This is a genomic window from Amycolatopsis sp. lyj-109 (assembly GCF_046548995.1).
GTDB lineage: Bacteria > Actinomycetota > Actinomycetes > Mycobacteriales > Pseudonocardiaceae > Amycolatopsis.
The window spans coordinates 180,217-194,409 of sequence record NZ_JAJPWR010000008.1 but is presented as its reverse complement, the minus strand read 5'-3'; the positions used below and the strand labels follow the sequence as shown (position 1 = coordinate 194,409).

The 14,193-nt window shown below is 73.1% G+C and carries 13 protein-coding genes and 1 pseudogene; 7 read left to right on the top strand and 7 right to left on the bottom strand.

Annotated elements, in window-relative coordinates; all coding sequences use genetic code 11:
* Positions 1-5: 5 nt before the first annotated feature.
* Positions 6-1,475, bottom strand: coding sequence for an amino acid permease (locus tag ACLJQF_RS20015; protein ID WP_410610620.1), 1,470 nt, complete (start codon positions 1,473-1,475; stop codon positions 6-8).
* 175 nt (positions 1,476-1,650) lie between these two features.
* On the opposite strand from ACLJQF_RS20015, the gene ACLJQF_RS20010 reads away from it, so the two are divergent.
* The 3 genes and pseudogenes from ACLJQF_RS20010 (at position 1,651) to ACLJQF_RS20000 (ending at position 3,351) form a co-directional block, all read left to right on the top strand.
* Positions 1,651-2,316 (top strand): TetR/AcrR family transcriptional regulator, encoded by a 666-nt coding sequence (locus ACLJQF_RS20010; protein ID WP_410610618.1) that lies wholly within the window; start codon positions 1,651-1,653, stop codon positions 2,314-2,316.
* Positions 2,313-2,708: pseudogene (locus ACLJQF_RS20005) on the top strand (tetratricopeptide repeat protein); the annotation flags it as partial. The gene ACLJQF_RS20010 and the pseudogene ACLJQF_RS20005, both read left to right, overlap by 4 nt.
* Before the next feature lie 124 nt (positions 2,709-2,832).
* Entirely contained in the window at positions 2,833-3,351 is a 519-nt protein-coding gene (locus ACLJQF_RS20000; RefSeq protein ID WP_410610904.1) for a hypothetical protein, read from the top strand.
* A 180-nt stretch (positions 3,352-3,531) separates the two neighbouring features.
* Here ACLJQF_RS20000 and ACLJQF_RS19995 read toward each other — a convergent pair whose 3' ends face one another.
* The 3 genes from ACLJQF_RS19995 to ACLJQF_RS19985 form a co-directional block, all read right to left on the bottom strand.
* Positions 3,532-4,758, bottom strand: coding sequence for an HRDC domain-containing protein (locus tag ACLJQF_RS19995; protein WP_410610893.1), 1,227 nt, complete (start codon positions 4,756-4,758; stop codon positions 3,532-3,534).
* 98 nt (positions 4,759-4,856) lie between these two features.
* Positions 4,857-5,573, bottom strand: coding sequence for a response regulator (locus ACLJQF_RS19990; protein ID WP_033261886.1), 717 nt, complete (start codon positions 5,571-5,573; stop codon positions 4,857-4,859).
* 1,016 nt (positions 5,574-6,589) lie between these two features.
* Complete coding sequence (locus ACLJQF_RS19985; protein WP_325155742.1) at positions 6,590-7,153, bottom strand: DUF3000 domain-containing protein; 564 nt, start codon at positions 7,151-7,153, stop codon at positions 6,590-6,592.
* Between the two features lie 87 nt (positions 7,154-7,240).
* On the opposite strand from ACLJQF_RS19985, the gene hemE reads away from it, so the two are divergent.
* The 4 genes from hemE to ACLJQF_RS19965 are packed head-to-tail and all read left to right on the top strand — an operon-like array spanning position 7,241 to position 11,797.
* Entirely contained in the window at positions 7,241-8,311 is a 1,071-nt protein-coding gene (hemE, locus tag ACLJQF_RS19980) for a uroporphyrinogen decarboxylase (protein WP_410610616.1), read from the top strand.
* Positions 8,308-9,708, top strand: a complete 1,401-nt coding sequence (gene hemG, locus ACLJQF_RS19975) for a protoporphyrinogen oxidase (protein WP_410610615.1) — start codon at positions 8,308-8,310, stop codon at positions 9,706-9,708. The genes hemE and hemG overlap by 4 nt, the downstream gene beginning before the upstream one ends.
* A 56-nt stretch (positions 9,709-9,764) precedes the next feature.
* Complete coding sequence (gene hemQ, locus ACLJQF_RS19970; protein ID WP_410610614.1) at positions 9,765-10,457, top strand: hydrogen peroxide-dependent heme synthase; 693 nt, start codon at positions 9,765-9,767, stop codon at positions 10,455-10,457.
* Positions 10,457-11,797, top strand: coding sequence for a CoA transferase (locus ACLJQF_RS19965; RefSeq protein ID WP_410610612.1), 1,341 nt, complete (start codon positions 10,457-10,459; stop codon positions 11,795-11,797). Before hemQ ends, ACLJQF_RS19965 begins: the two co-directional genes overlap by 1 nt.
* 284 nt (positions 11,798-12,081) lie before the next feature.
* Here the strand turns inward: ACLJQF_RS19965 and ACLJQF_RS19960 are convergent, their stop codons facing one another.
* Genes ACLJQF_RS19960 through ACLJQF_RS19950 form a run of 3 tightly spaced genes read right to left on the bottom strand, consistent with a single transcriptional unit; the run spans position 12,082 to position 14,127 of the window.
* Complete coding sequence (locus ACLJQF_RS19960; protein ID WP_410610611.1) at positions 12,082-12,420, bottom strand: hypothetical protein; 339 nt, start codon at positions 12,418-12,420, stop codon at positions 12,082-12,084.
* Complete coding sequence (locus tag ACLJQF_RS19955) at positions 12,417-13,217, bottom strand: DUF692 domain-containing protein (protein WP_410610609.1); 801 nt, start codon at positions 13,215-13,217, stop codon at positions 12,417-12,419. The genes ACLJQF_RS19960 and ACLJQF_RS19955 overlap by 4 nt, the downstream gene beginning before the upstream one ends.
* Positions 13,210-14,127, bottom strand: a complete 918-nt coding sequence (locus ACLJQF_RS19950; RefSeq protein WP_410610608.1) for a TIGR04222 domain-containing membrane protein — start codon at positions 14,125-14,127, stop codon at positions 13,210-13,212. The genes ACLJQF_RS19955 and ACLJQF_RS19950 overlap by 8 nt, the downstream gene beginning before the upstream one ends.
* Positions 14,128-14,193 lie beyond the last annotated feature (66 nt).

The following is a 14,193-nucleotide window of genomic DNA, read 5'->3' as shown; positions in this document are numbered from 1 at the left end:
CTCTCTCAGGTCGCGGGTTCGAGGGCGGGAGCGGGGCGCAGCCGCAGCCAGCAGAGCCAGCCGATCACCAGCGCGCCGCCGACGAACTCTATCGGGAACAAGAGCATCCAGGGGGAGCCCGAACCGGCGAGATCGTAGATCTCCGCACGGGGCCAGCCGATGTTCACGATCATGCCGATTCCGTACAGCACGGCTGCGCCGTTCAGCGGAACGCCCCAGCGGCCCAGGGAGAACCGGCCGGCCTCGGCCGGGAACTGCCCGCGCAGCCGCTTCACCAGCAGCGGGCCCGTCACCAGCAGGTAGGCCAGGTACACGACGACCACCGACGTCCCGGTGATCGTGCTGAACAACGTCGGGTTGCCGACGTTGAGCAGCAGCAGCCCGATGGCCAGCCCGCCGGAGAGCAGCGCGGGGGTGACCGGTGTCCCGGTGCGCGGGCTCACCCCGGCGAGGCGGGCGGACGCGGGGAGCGCGCCGTCGCGGGCCATCGCGTAGATCAGCCGGACGGTGCCGGTCTGGATGGTCAGGGTGCAGACGACGACGGCGATCGCGACGTCGGCGAGGAAGACGCGGCCGAGGGTGTCGCCGAAGACGGCGGTGATCACGTACGGCAGGCCGTGGCCGGCGAGCTGCCCGTCGGTGAGGCTCGGCGCGGCCATCAGCGCGGTGACGACCACCGCGAGGCCGCCGATCCCGGAGACGAGCACGGCGCGCAGCACCGCCCGCGGAGCCGCCTTGCGTGCGTCCTTCGTCTCCTCCGCGACCGACGCGGCGGTGTCGAAACCGTAGAGGACGTACGCCGCCATGAGTGCCGAAGCGAGCACACCGCCGATCCCGGCGCTGGTGCCGGGCGCGTCGTGCAGCACCACCTGCGGGCCGCGGACGGCGAACAGGGCCAGGCCGGCGACGAGGACGACGACCCCGACCAGCTCGGCCGCGACGCCGACGTCGTTGATCCGCGCCATCAGCCGGACCCCGCCGGCGTTGACCGCGGTCGTGAAGACGAGCAGCAGAGTGCCGAGCAGCACGGCGTTGGCCGCGCCGGACGGCGACGTCACCGACGGGTCGCCGCCGACGAACTGGAAGCCGTCCCACACCGACGGGAGCACGACCTGCAGCGCGATCGCGGCCGCCGCGAGGGCGACGATGCAGCCGAGCAGCATCATCCAGCCGGCCAGCCAGCCGAGGAAGCCCCGGGTCAGCTGTTTCGCCCACTGGTACACGGAGCCGGCGAGCGGGTAGCGGGCGGCGAGTTCGGCGAAGACCAGGGCGACGAGCAGCTGGCCGGCCAGGACGACCGGCCACGTCCAGAAGAAGAGCGGGCCGCCGAAGGTGTAGCCGAACCCGAAGAGCTGGAAGACGGTGGTGAGGATGGAGACGAAGGAAAAGCCGGCGGCGAAGGCGGAGAACCCGCCCAGCGACCGGCGGAGTTCCTGGCGGTAACCGAAGGCGGCGAGTTCGTCGGGTGGCGTCATGCGGACTCCTTGTTTCTGTCGCTTGACAGAAATTAGGTCTTCGCCGCGACGCGATGATCTCCGCCGTGTTAGGGGGCGGTTAACGCGGGGATCGACACGGCGTCAATGACGACATCCGGGCGTAACCGCACCTCCGTGCGCGTGTCGTCGCCGAAGACCTGGCAAGATCACGCACGTGGGCAAAGGGTCGGGAGTCGGCAGGCCGAGGGCGAGCGGGGCGGCGGCGAACCGGCCGGACGCGCGCCAGGCGGTGCTCGAGGCGGCGGGCGAGCTGTTCACCGGAGCCGGATACGCGGCCACGACGACCAGAGCGATCGCCGAACGCGCGGGATTGCGCCAGGCGTCGCTTTACTACCACTTCCCGGCCAAGGAAGACATTCTCGCCGCGCTGCTGGCGGAGACGGTCCGCCCGTCCCTGGCCCTGGCGGCCCGCCTGGTCGCCGGCGAGGCCCCGGCGGCGGTCCGGCTCTGGGCGCTGGCGTACGCGGACATCGGCCTGCTGGGCGGGGCCCGGCACAACCTCGGCGCGTTGTACCTGCTGCCGGAGGTGGGATCGCCGAACCTGGCCCGGTTCCGGACCGAGCGCGCGGAGCTGAAGGCGGCGTACGGCCGGCTCGTGGCGGCGTCGGGAGTGGCGCCTTCGGCCGTCGCGATCCGGACGGACCTGGTGTTCGGGTTGGTGGAGAGCATCGCGGTGATCCGCCGGGACGACCCGGCGCTGGACGTCGAGGCCCACGTGCGGGAAGGGGCCGACGGGGTGGTCCGGTTGGTGGGACCGCCCGAGCCGACCGACGAGCTGCGGGCGGAGGCGCACCGGCTGCTGGCGGTCCTCGCGGAATGAGCGTGGACCGGCTTCGGAGCGAGATCGCCTGGCTGAGCGCGAAGCTGCAGCGCCGTCGCCGCCAGGACGACCTGACGGCGCTCGACCTGCGAGCGCAGGTCGCCGAGCGGCTCGCGGAGCTGCGCGACCCGGCTGCGGAGGCCTGGCTGCGCGCACTGGTCGCGGACCAGATCCGCGTGTTCGGGGCGCGGCACCACGCGACGCTGGCGTCCTGGTTCCTCATTGCCTCGCGCTGCTCGCAGACCGGGCGGGTGGACGAAGCGCTGGAGCTGTTCTCATCGGTCCGCGCGGCGTATGCGCACGTGCACGGGCCGGACCACGATGTCGTGGCGCACTGCGGGTACGCGATCGCGACGGCGCTGTTCGACGCGGGCCGGTACGTCCAGGCGATCGACGCCTACCGGGCCCTGGGCGGCACGGAGTGCACGGTCGACATCGCCCGCGCCCAGGTGAAGCTGGCGAGGTTCGACGAGGCCGAGCAGACGTTGCGCGGTTTCACCGGAGGAGGCCGGGTTCGTGCGTGCGACGATCCAGGCCGAGCTGGGTGCCCCGGGCCCGCTGATCGAGCAGACGCGCGAACAGCGGGCCGCGGACTCGGCGGACCCGGAGGCGGCCCGGATGTGGCTGGCGTACGGGTTGCTGCTGGCCGGGGCGGCGGCGGACGCGGCGGCGGAGGCGTCGACGGTGGTGACGGCCCGGCTGCGCCACCCGGGCCCGGAGGATCGGCTGACGTGGGAGGCGCGGGTGCTGCTGGCTCTCGCGCTGGCGGAGACGGACCGCTTGGCGGACGCGGAGCACTACGCGCGGGCGGCACTGGATTCGGCGCCGTTGCCGCCGGGACACCCGGTCCTGCTGCACGCCTTGGCGACGGTGGCCCGGGTCCAGTTCCGGCGCGAGGAGTGGGCGGCGGCGGTGGAGACGTACGAGTACGCGGTCGAGGGGTTCGAGGTCGTGCTGGGTGCGGGACATCCACAGACGGTCAAGTCGGCCGCGGCGCTGGCCGAGGCCCGCGCCGCAACCGTCGGTCGTGAGTGAGAAACAGTGTTGGAACACTGTTTCTCACTCACGACTGCTGCGGCAGACCGGCGGGCCGGTGGTCGGGTCGGCCTGGCGGGTGGTCTGGGTATTCTTGCCGGTGGCTGCAATCCCGGTGCTGCAAAGACGGGCGATCGGGTGCCGGACACCGGGAGTTTCCGTCACCCGCGCCCGTACCAATCAGGAAGCCACTGCCTGCAACGCCTTGCTCAACGCCGCCGCCGTCAGCTCGACCTGCCACGGCCGGGCCCCACCCGCGCGCAGAACCTCCGCGACCGAGTCCTCGTCCGTCTCGGCCGGCGGCCGCCAGCACGTCCGGCGGACCAGATCCGGCAGCAGCAGGTTCTCCACCGGCAGGCGGCGGTCCTCCGCGATCGCCGTCAACGCCGCCCGGGCCGCCGACAGGCGGGCCGCCGCGTCGGGGTCCTTGTCCGCCCAGCGGTTCACCGGGGGCGGGCCGTCCGTCGGCTGCGAAGGCGACGGTAGTTCGGAAGCCGGCAGCGCCTTCGCCGTCTGCAAGTGGCGGAGCCAGCTCGCCGTGTACTTGCGCTGGACGCGGCCGCTGAACACCGGCAGCGCCTGCAGTTCCTCGACCGTCTTGGGATCCGCCGTCACCGCGTTGACGATCGCGCTGTCCGGCAGGATGCGGCTCGGTGCCCGGTCGCGTTTGCGGGCCAGCTCGTCGCGCGCCTGCCACAGTTCGCGGACCGCCGCGAGGCCGCGCGGGCTGCGGATCTTGTGCACGCCGGACGTCCGGCGCCACGGCTCGGCCCGCGGGGGCGGCGGCGGGGCCGTCCGCACGAACTCGAACTCCTGCCGGGCCCACTCCAGCTTGCCCTGGGCGCCCAGCTCCGCTTCCAGCTTTTCGCGCAGCTGGACGAGCAGCTCGACGTCGAGGGCGGCGTAGTTCAGCCAGTCGACCGGCAGCGGCCGCTTCGACCAGTCGGCCGCGCTGTGGCCCTTCTCGAGGGTGTACCCCAGCAGCAGCTCGACGAGCGTGCCCAGCGCGACGCGTTCGTAGCCCGCGAGCCGACCGGCCAGCTCGGTGTCGAACAGCGTCGCCGGGTGCAGGCCCAGCTCGGCGAGGCAGGGGAGATCCTGGGAGGCGGCGTGCAGCACCCACTCCAGGGAATTCAGGACTTCGCGCAGCGGGGCGAGGTCTTCGTCGGTCAGGCCGATCGGGTCGATCAGCACCGTGCCGGAACCTTCGCGGCGCAGCTGCACGAGGTAGGCCTTGGGCCAGTACCGGTAGCCGGACGCGCGTTCGGTGTCGACGGCGACCGCCCCGGAGCCCGCGGCGAGCTTCGCGCAGGCCTCGGCCAGCGCGGCAGCGTCGGTGATCACCGGGGGTGTGCCCTCGGCGGGTTCGCGTAGCAGCACAGGGCCGCCCGTGGACTCGATCTCCATCCCGGTGTCCTCGGCCTCAGTGCTTCCCATGGTTGACGACCCTACGGGACGGGCGTACCGCGCCTGGTCCGCCCGCCCCGCAGGGAGGTGTGCTTTCGTCAGCGGATGACGCCGGCTCGCATGGCCAGTGCCACCATCTGTGCCCGGTCGCCCGTGCCGAGCTTGCGCCCGATCCGGGAGAGGTGGGACTTGACGGTGAGGGCGGAGAGCGAAAGCTCCTCGCCGATCTCCTTGTTGGACTGCCCGTCGGCGACCAGCTGGAGCACCTCCACCTCACGAGCGGACAGCTCGCGCGGGGTGTTGTCGGTGCCCGCGACGCGGGTCCCGGTGGCCAGCACCGGAGCCACGCTCGGGTCGGCGTAGACGCCGCCCTCGAGCACACGCCGCACGCCATCGGTCACGACGACCGGCGACGCGGACTTCAGCAGGTACGCCTGGGCCCCGGCCTGGAAGGCCGAGCGGACCGCGTACGGGTCGTCCGAGGATGCGAGTACGACCACGCGCGGCCACCCGTGGCTACGGAGTTCCGTAACCAGCTCGATGCCGCTGCCGTCCGGCAGTCCGAGATCGAGGATCGCCAGGTCACAAGGCCCAGTGGCCTGTGCTCGCGCCCTCGCTTCGGCCACCGTGGCGGCTTCGTGAACGGTACCCGCACCCATCTGTGCGAGTCTTGCTGCGATTGCCTCCCTCAACAGCGGGTGGTCATCGACCACCAACACGGAAAAAAGCTCTTCCCGCGGGTGCGGAACCATGCTCGCCGGCAACGCGCCGGCTGGCGTGGATCGGACGGCCTGAGAAATGCCGACGGTAGCCACGTCACTACCTCCCTGGAGTCGGTCGTGCCCCCCGACCGGCACCGGGACCTTCGGCCGTTCAGCCGCGCCAGCTTTAGACCGAAAGTGGTGTCGTCGAAGGCACTGTAGCGGCCCTGAGGCCGTTGCGGGGGGATCGAATGGGTATCTATCTCAAACGAACAGTCACTCAGTGGGTTCGTAGTAACACGATCGGGCTAGTACACGGCCGGTTGCTAACGGATAGCCCAGTGAACACGATGCAAAGGAGTTACCGGCGCCCAAATGGCCGTGCAGATGAGCCGTGCAGCTTCCGGTGCGCCTAGTGACGAGGGTCCGGATGGGCTCCCCCGACCCTCGGAATGTGGCTCCGGCCGGGGCTTGATCAACTCCGCCGCGCGGCCCCGCGAGGGCCTGCCGAAGCCGGGCTCCGTGACTGTCCGTGTCTGTTTCGAGGTGCCGGTGAGTGCCGTGGCCGCGATTTGATCTTGTAGCGGTGCGTGACCGCGGGGAGTCACGAACGAGGAGACGTGAAACGCCCTCGCGGACCATGGCGGGCTGCCGGGGGTGTCCGGGGATCATCCGGGCCGTTCCGGCCGCCTGGCGGCGTCTCAGGGCTCAAGAGGCAGGTGAACAGTGTTCAGCGGAGGTGAATTTTGCTCACATCCGTACAAAGGGCGATCCAGGGACCGCCGCGAGTGACCGGCCGTTGCCGATTCGTTGCCGAAGATCGCCCGGACAGCCGCTGGGGTCGTGAGTGGTAAGGCGGGTTAGAGCCGACGGTCACTTGGCTACCTACGGCGCGGCGGCCGTCTGCGCCGGCCGGGAACGCACCCAGGCAGCCCCCGGCGGCCAACTCACCAACCGGAACGGCCAACTCACCCGCGGGAACGGCCAACTCACCCACACCGTCGGCGAGTTGGCCGTTCCGGTGCGTGAGTTGGCCGTTCCGGGCGGTGAGTTGGCCCTACTGACAACGTGGGTCGGCAAAAGACCGTTCGCCAGAACCCTAATTACCACTCACGACAGCTGTGGCAGGGTCAGGAGCCCTGGCGCTGCCCGAAGAGGGTCACCCCGACCGGCGGCAGGCCCACGACGCTCGCCATCACCTGGCAGAAGGCCTGCCCGTGGGGCAGCAGTCCGGCGTCGGTCGGCGTCCACGACGCCCGCAGTTCCAGATCGTCGGTGCGGGCGGGTCCGGAGATGTCGCCGAAGCGGGCCGACGACGTCTCGGTCACCGTGCCGCCGAGGGCCTTCCAGCTCGCCCCGGACACTTCCAGCGCGTCGGTCAGCCACGACCAGCCGACCGCCGGCAGGAACGGGTCCGTCGCCAGCTCCCGGTCCAGCTCCGCGCGTACGTACATGACGAGGCGCAGCACGCCGTCCCAGCCGTCCTGGCCGTCCGGGTCGTGCAGCAGCACGAGCCGGCCCGAGGCGAGCACGTCGGCGGGCCCGGACACCTCGCAGCTGACCGCGTACGACCACGGCGCGAGCCGCTGCGGTGCGCGCATCGGCTCCAGCAGCACCTCCCGGCGGGGCCGGACGGACTGCAGCGCCGCGACTGCTTCGCGGAAGAGTTCGGGCACTGGCGTCATCGCGGTCACGCTTCGACTTTAGGGCGGGCACGCCCTGTTGCGGGCGCAGGCGCGCCGAGAGAACGGCCCGCCCGGGCTCGTGGCACGATTGACGCGATGTCTCAGACCACGCCCCTGCCGCGCCAGGCCGCCTCGTCCGGCCGCCGCGAGCTGCCCGAAGCCCCGTTCCTGGCCGCCGCCCGCGGCGAACGCCCGGCCCGCACGCCCGTCTGGTTCATGCGCCAGGCCGGCCGCTCGCTGCCCGAGTACCGCGCGCTGCGCGAGGGCGTGCCGATGCTCGACGCCTGTTTCGACCCGGAAATGCTCGCCGAGATCACCCTGCAGCCGGTCCGCCGGCACGGCGTCGACGCGGCGATCCTCTTCAGCGACATCGTGGTGCCGCTCAAGGCGGCCGGCGTCGACATCGACATCGTGCCCGGCACCGGCCCGGTGGCCGCCGCGCCGGTGCGCGACCTCGCCGCCGTGAAAGCGCTGCCGGAACTCGAGCCCGACCAGGTCTCGAAGGTCGCCGACGGCGTCCGGCTGCTGGTCGAGCGGCTCGGCGGGACCCCGCTGATCGGCTTCGCGGGCGCGCCGTTCACGCTGGCCAGCTACCTCATCGAGGGCGGCCCCAGCCGCAACCACGAGCACACCAAGGCGCTGATGCACTCGTCGCCGGACGTCTGGCACGAGCTGGCCGGCCGGCTGGCCGACGTCGCGCTGACGTTCCTGCGCGCGCAGCTCGACGCCGGCGTCGACGCGGTCCAGCTGTTCGACTCCTGGGCCGGGGCGCTGTCCGAGCGGGACTACCGCGAGTTCGTCCTGCCCCACTCGACGAAGGTGCTGGCGGGCGTCGCGGAGTACGGCGTGCCGCGGATCCACTTCGGCGTCGGCACCGGCGAACTGCTGGCCGCGATGCGCGACGCGGGCGCGGACGTCGTCGGCGTCGACTGGCGGATCCCCCTAGACGAGGCCGTGCGGCGCCTCGGTGGACGCGCGATCGTGCAGGGCAACCTCGACCCGGCACTGCTGCACGCCTCCTGGCCGGTGCTCGAAGCCGAGGTCCGGCGGATCGTCGAAGAGGGCAAGGCGGCCGACGGCCACATCTTCAACCTGGGCCACGGCGTGCTGCCGGGAGTCGACCCCGACGTGCTGACCCGCGTGGTCGGGCTGGTGCACGAGCTGTGAAGCGCGTCGCGGTCGTCGGCGGCGGCGTTTCCGGGCTGACCGCGGCGTACCGGCTGCGGCGGCTGCTCGGCCCGGAAGCCGAGATCACCGTCTTCGAGAAGACGACGGCACCGGGCGGGAAGCTGCGCACCGCCGAGCTCGCCGGCGTGCCCTACGACGTCGGCGCCGAGGCGTTCCTCGTCCGCCGCCCCGAAATGCTCGCGCTGGTCCGCGAGCTCGGGCTCGACGTCGTGCACCCGACGAAAGCCCGCGCGAAGATCCACGCCGGCGGCGCCGTCACCGGGCTGCCGCCCGGCACGGTCATGGGCGTGCCGGCGTCCGCCGAGTCGGTGGCCGGCGTGCTGTCCGAGGCGGGGCGCCACGCCGTCGAGGCCGAGCCGTCGCTGCCCGAGCTGCGGCTGCCGGGCGGGGACGTGCCGCTCGGGCCGCTGCTGCGCGAGCGCTTCGGCGACGAACTGGTGGACCGGCTGGTCGACCCGCTGCTCGGCGGCGTCTACGCGGGCGGGGCCGACGGCCTCGGCCTGCGCGCGACCATGCCCGGCCTGGCTGCCGCGCTGGCGGCGGGCGCGGGCTCGCTGACCGCGGCGGCCGCCGCCCAGCTGCCGGCGAACCCGTCGACGGCGCCGGTGTTCGGCAGTGTCCCGGGCGGCCTCGGCGCGGTGATCGACCGGCTCACCACGGCGTCCGGCGCCGAACTGCGGACCGGCCTGCCGGTGTGCGAGATCGAGCGCCACGACGCCGGCTGGCGGCTGCGCATCGGCGCGGCGCCGACCGCGCACGCACCGGCGGGCAACACCGCCGAAGCCGACGCGGTGGTGCTCGCGGTGCCCGCGCCGTCGGCCCGCCGCCTGCTCACCGACGTCGTCCCGGCGGCTTCGGCGGCCTTCGGCGAGGTCGAACTGGCGTCGATGGCCGTGGTCGCGCTGGCGCTGCCGCCCGGCACCGCGCTGCCCGAGGCGTCGGGGATCCTGATCGGCCAGGGCGAACGGGACGCTTCGGGCGTGCCGTACGCGTCGAAGGCGTTCACCTTCTCCTCGCGCAAGTGGGCGCACTACGGCACCGGCCCGGTCCTGGTCCGCGGGTCGGTCGGCCGGTTCGGCGAGCCGGGCGCGCTGCAGTTCGACGACGTCGAGCTGGTCCGCGTGGTCCGCGACGACCTCGCCCGGCTGACGGGCGTGACGGCGGCGCCGATCGAGACGCTGGTGACGCGGTGGGGCGGCGGGCTGCCGCAGTACGGCACCGGGCACCTCGACCGCGTCGAGCGGATCGAGAAGGCCGTGGCGGAAGTGCCGGGGCTGGCGATCGCCGGGGCGACGCTGCACGGGGTCGGGCTGCCGGCGTGCGTGGCCACCGCGGAGGCGGCGGCGCAACGGATCGCGGCCCACCTGACGGCGTGAGGGTGCTCACCCGACCCGTGGCGGCAGCGGTTCCGCCGCGGTGACAGGATGGACTCATGGCGCGGGTCAACTACAACGAGCTCAACGACACCATCCGCTACACCACCTGGTCGGTCTTCCGGATCGAGCCGGGCCGGCTGGGTGAGGACCGCGGGACCGCCGGCCGGGAGACCGCCGAGTACCTCGACGGCCTCGAGGCCAAGGGCGTCACCGTGCGGGGTGTCTACGACCTCTCCGCGCTGCGCGCCGACGCCGACTTCATGATCTGGTGGCACGCCGAGGAGATCGAGCAGGTCCAGGCCGCCTACACCGGGTTCCGCCGGACGCCGCTGGGCCGCGCGTCGACGCCGGTCTGGAGCCAGACCGCGCTGCACCGGCCCGCCGAGTTCAACAAGAGCCACATCCCGGCCTTCCTGGCCGGCGAAGAGGCCCGCAAGTTCATCTGCGTCTACCCGTTCGTGCGGTCCTACGAGTGGTACCTGCTGCCGGACGCCGACCGCCGCAAGATGCTCGCCGACCACGGCAAGGAAGCCCGCGACTACCCGGACGTCCGCGCGAACACCGTCGCGTCGTTCGCACTGGGCGACTACGAGTGGATCCTCGCCTTCGAGGCCGACGAGCTGCACCGGATCGTCGACCTCATGCGGCACCTGCGCGGCACCGAGGCGCGGCTGCACGTGCGCGAGGAGATCCCGTTCTACACCGGCACCCGGGTGCCGCCCGCCGAGCTCGTCGCGGCGCTCCCGTAGTGCGCGAGCTGGTGGCGGGCGTCTGGGACGCCCTCACGGAGTCTCCGCCCGGAGCATTCGAGCTGACCGGCGCCGAAGACGTGCTGCCCGGCCCGTACCGGGTGGCGGCGGCCGCCACGGCGTCCGTGGCCGCGGCGACGTTGGCGGCGGCCGAAATGCTGAAGCTGCGCGAGATCGAGCCGGGCGTGGTCACGGCGGACACCCGGCACGCGGCGGCGGCGTTCCGGAGCGAGCAACTGCTGCGGGTGGACGGCGTCGGCGCGGAGTCCGTCTGGGCACCGCTGTCGGGCGACTACCGCACGGCCGACGGCTGGGTGCGCCTGCACGCCAACTACCCGCGGCACGAAGCGGCGGTGTGCTGGGGCCTGGGCGTGCCCGGGACCCGGGCCGCCGTCGAAAAGGCGGTCTCCGGACGTGGGGCCCGCGAGGTGGAGCACGCCGTCGTGTCGGCCGGGGGAGCGGCGGCCGAGCTGCGATCGCCCGAGGACTGGGCCGCCCACCCGCAGGGCCGGGCGGTGGCCGAGCTGCCGCTGGTGGACCTGACTCCGATCGGCGAAGCGCCGAAGCGGACGTTGTTCTACTCGGACCGGCCGCTGGGCGGCATCCGGATCCTGGAGCTGACGCACGTGCTCGCCGGGCCGGTGGCCGGCCGGGTCCTGGCCGCGCACGGCGCCGACGTGCTGCACGTCGGCGCGGCGCACCTGCCGCGGGTCGAGGCGCTGGTGCGGGACACGAACCAGGGCAAGCGCTCGACGTTCGTCGCACTGGACACCGAGGGCGGCCGCGCGCGGCTGAAGAAGCTGATCAGCCGGGCCGACGTGCTGGTGCAGTCGTTCCGCCCGGGGGCCCTGGAGCGCATCGGCTTCGGGCCGGCGGAGCTGGCCGAGCTGCGGCCGGGCCTGGTGATCGCGGACCTGAGCGCATACGGCTGGGAGGGCCCGTGGGCCCGGCGTCGCGGGTTCGACAGCCTGGTCCAGATGTCGAGCGGCCTGGCCTGGGGTGCCGAAGAGCCGGCACCGCTGCCGGTCCAGGCGCTGGACCACGCCACGGGCTGGCTCGCGGCGGCGGCGGTGATGACGGCGCTGCGGCGCCAGGTGGTGGACGGCGGCACCTGGCGGGCCCGGCTGTCCCTGGCGGGCACGGGCCGCTGGCTGGATTCGTTGGGCCGCAAGGACTCCACGGCGGCCGACGTCGACTACGCGGACCTGCTGGAGAAAGCGGACAGCGGCTACGGACGGCTGACGCGGGTGCGGATGGCCGGCGGGCTGCCGGGTGCGGAACCGTACTGGGAGTTCGGGACGCGGGAGCCCGGAGTCGACAAACCGACTTGGACGCCCTGACGCGGCACTCGCCCACCCTTGGGGGCCAGGTTTCCGGCAAAGTCGAGGGGCCCGAGGGGGCGGGTTTCGGCGGCGCTGGTGTGGCCGCGGTGTCTTGAATGAGTCATTCAGGGCTTCGGAGGTCCTGAATGAGTCATTCAAGACGTTGGCTGAGCTGGGCTGCGCTGCCGGGTGAGCGAGCGCCCGCCCACCCTTGGGGGGCCGGCCCCGGTTCCAGTCTACCGGCAGCGGCCGACAAAACCCTGGTCAGAGCCGGGTTGTCCACACCCAGGCGGGATTGTGGATCACCGGCGCCGGAGGCGGTCCACCAGCCGCCGCTTCGGCTTCGGCAGGTGGCCACCCTCGATCAGCCACGTCACGAACTCGTCCGCGTACGCCCCCGAGCGCTCGGCCGCCTTCTTGGGCCGGGCCGCGGTGAACTGCGCGAACAGCGGCCCGTACCGCTCACCCAGCGCCTCCGCCAGCTCGGGCCGCTGATAGGCCAGCACCCGCCCATGCTTGCGCCGCAGCACCTGGGCCTCCACCTTCAGCCGGGCCGGGTCGAAACCCGCCGGTGCCGGGCCGCCGGCCAGCAACGCGTGCAGCAGCTCCGCCTGGCGGCGAGCCAGTTCCTCGCGGCTCACCCCGTCACCGCCGTCCGCAGGGCCGAGAGCTCCGCCGCCAGCTCGTCGTCGGTCGGGTAGTCGTCGTCGCGCTCCAGCAGCACGCCCGGCGGGTCCGTGCGGCGGCGCAGCTCCGTCAGCAACGCCAGCACCTCCGGCAGCACCGGGTGCGCGTGCGTGTCGTGGTAGACGCCGTCGCGCTCGACGCCCCCCGCCATGTGCACGTACGCCAGCCTCTCCCAGGGGATTCCGTCCAGGAACGCCACCGGGTCCGTGCCGATGTTGCGCGCGTTGGCGTACAGGTTGGCGACGTCGATGATCAGCCGGCAGTCCGTCCGCTCGGTCAGCTCGGTGAGGAACTGCTCCTCGGTCAGCTCGGCGTCCGGCCAGTCGAGCACCGCGGCGATGTTCTCCAGCGCGAACGGCACGTCCACGATGGACTGGGCGAGCCGCATGTTCGCCACCAGCACGTCCAGGGCCTCGCGGGTGCGGGGCAGCGGCATGAGGTGTCCCGAGTCGAGCCCGCCCGCGCGGACGAAGCACACGTGGTCGCTGACCAGCGGCGCGTCCAGGGCCCGCGCGATCTCCGCGAGGTGCTGGACGCGGCCGGTGTCCAGGGGCTCGGCCCCGCCGAGGGACAGCGAGACCGCGTGCGGCAGCACCGGCAGGCCCCGCTTGCGCAGCGCCACCAGCGTCTCCGGCAGGTGGTCGGCGTGCAGGTTCTCGGCGACGACCTCGACCCAGTCCACGCCCGGCAGCCGCGCGATCGACAGGTCCAGCTCGTGCCGCCAGCCGATCCCGATGCCCAGTTCACCCACCGCAACCCCCTCCGCCGCCGCACGACGAACCGCACGATGACCCGCTGCTGCACGACGAGCTCGAGCACGACGAGCCGCTGCTGCACGACGACCCGGACGACCCGGACGAGCCGCCGCCGTACGTCATCGGCGGGGCCAGTGCCGCGCTCAGCTCCTCGTCCGGGTACATCCCCCAGCCGCCCAGTGCCACCGCGGCCGCGGCGCCGCCGAGCAGGACGCCGCCGGCCAGCATGCCGGCCGGGACCGGCCCGCTTGCCGCGGCCCGGGCCTGGCCGAGCAGGCGGTGCCCCGCGGCCGACGGCTGCCGGGCGCCCGTCTTCGACCGGCGGACCGCCGCCACGATCGCCAGCACCGCCGCGACGATCACCAGGAACACCAGGATCCCGACCGGGCGGCCGAGCGAGATGCCGTTGACCAGCCGGACCACGCCGAGCGCCAGCACGGCCAGCTGCAGGAGGAGACCGAACGTCCGCGCCTGCCGCTTGGCCGCCGCCGACGTCAGCAGCCCGCGCTGGTCGAGGCCCTCCTCGAGGGCCCGCATCGCCGCCGACCGGCGGCCGTACGCCCGCAGCGTCGCTGTCGTCTTCAGCTGCGCCGAGTCGAAGATCGCCTGCTCCAGCGGCTCGGCCGGCCGCGTCCCGGCCTGGCTGACCTGCTTGTAGCTGTTGACGCGCAGCTGCCCGCGCTCGACCAGGGCCGCGATCGCCGCGTCGACGGCCCGGTCGGGGCCGCCGGCGAGGAAGGCGAGCTGGTAGACGGTCGGCGGCGGACCGGGCGTGACGGCGTCCGCCCGCAGCGCCCGGCTGCTCACGACACCGGACACGACGACCCTGATCAGCAGGACCGCGCCGAGCAACGCGATGTAGAGGACCACGAAATCCGGACCGGAAATGCCCCACGGGTCGGTCATCGCCCGTCTCCCCTCAGTGTGTCGCGGTTACCGTAGCTGTGAGACGCACGCGCTCGCGTCGGCGTT

What these genes read in the sequence shown, in the direction of transcription:
- ACLJQF_RS19950 (WP_410610608.1), bottom strand. Translation starts at nt 14,127, where the DNA reads ATGACCGACCCGTGGGGCATTTCCGGTCCGGATTTCGTGGTCCTCTAC.
- ACLJQF_RS19995 (WP_410610893.1), bottom strand. Translation starts at nt 4,758, where the DNA reads ATGGAGATCGAGTCCACGGGCGGCCCTGTGCTGCTACGCGAACCCGCC.
- ACLJQF_RS20015 (WP_410610620.1), bottom strand. Translation starts at nt 1,475, where the DNA reads ATGACGCCACCCGACGAACTCGCCGCCTTCGGTTACCGCCAGGAACTC.
- hemE (WP_410610616.1), top strand. Translation starts at nt 7,241, where the DNA reads ATGTCTCAGACCACGCCCCTGCCGCGCCAGGCCGCCTCGTCCGGCCGC.
- hemQ (WP_410610614.1), top strand. Translation starts at nt 9,765, where the DNA reads ATGGCGCGGGTCAACTACAACGAGCTCAACGACACCATCCGCTACACC.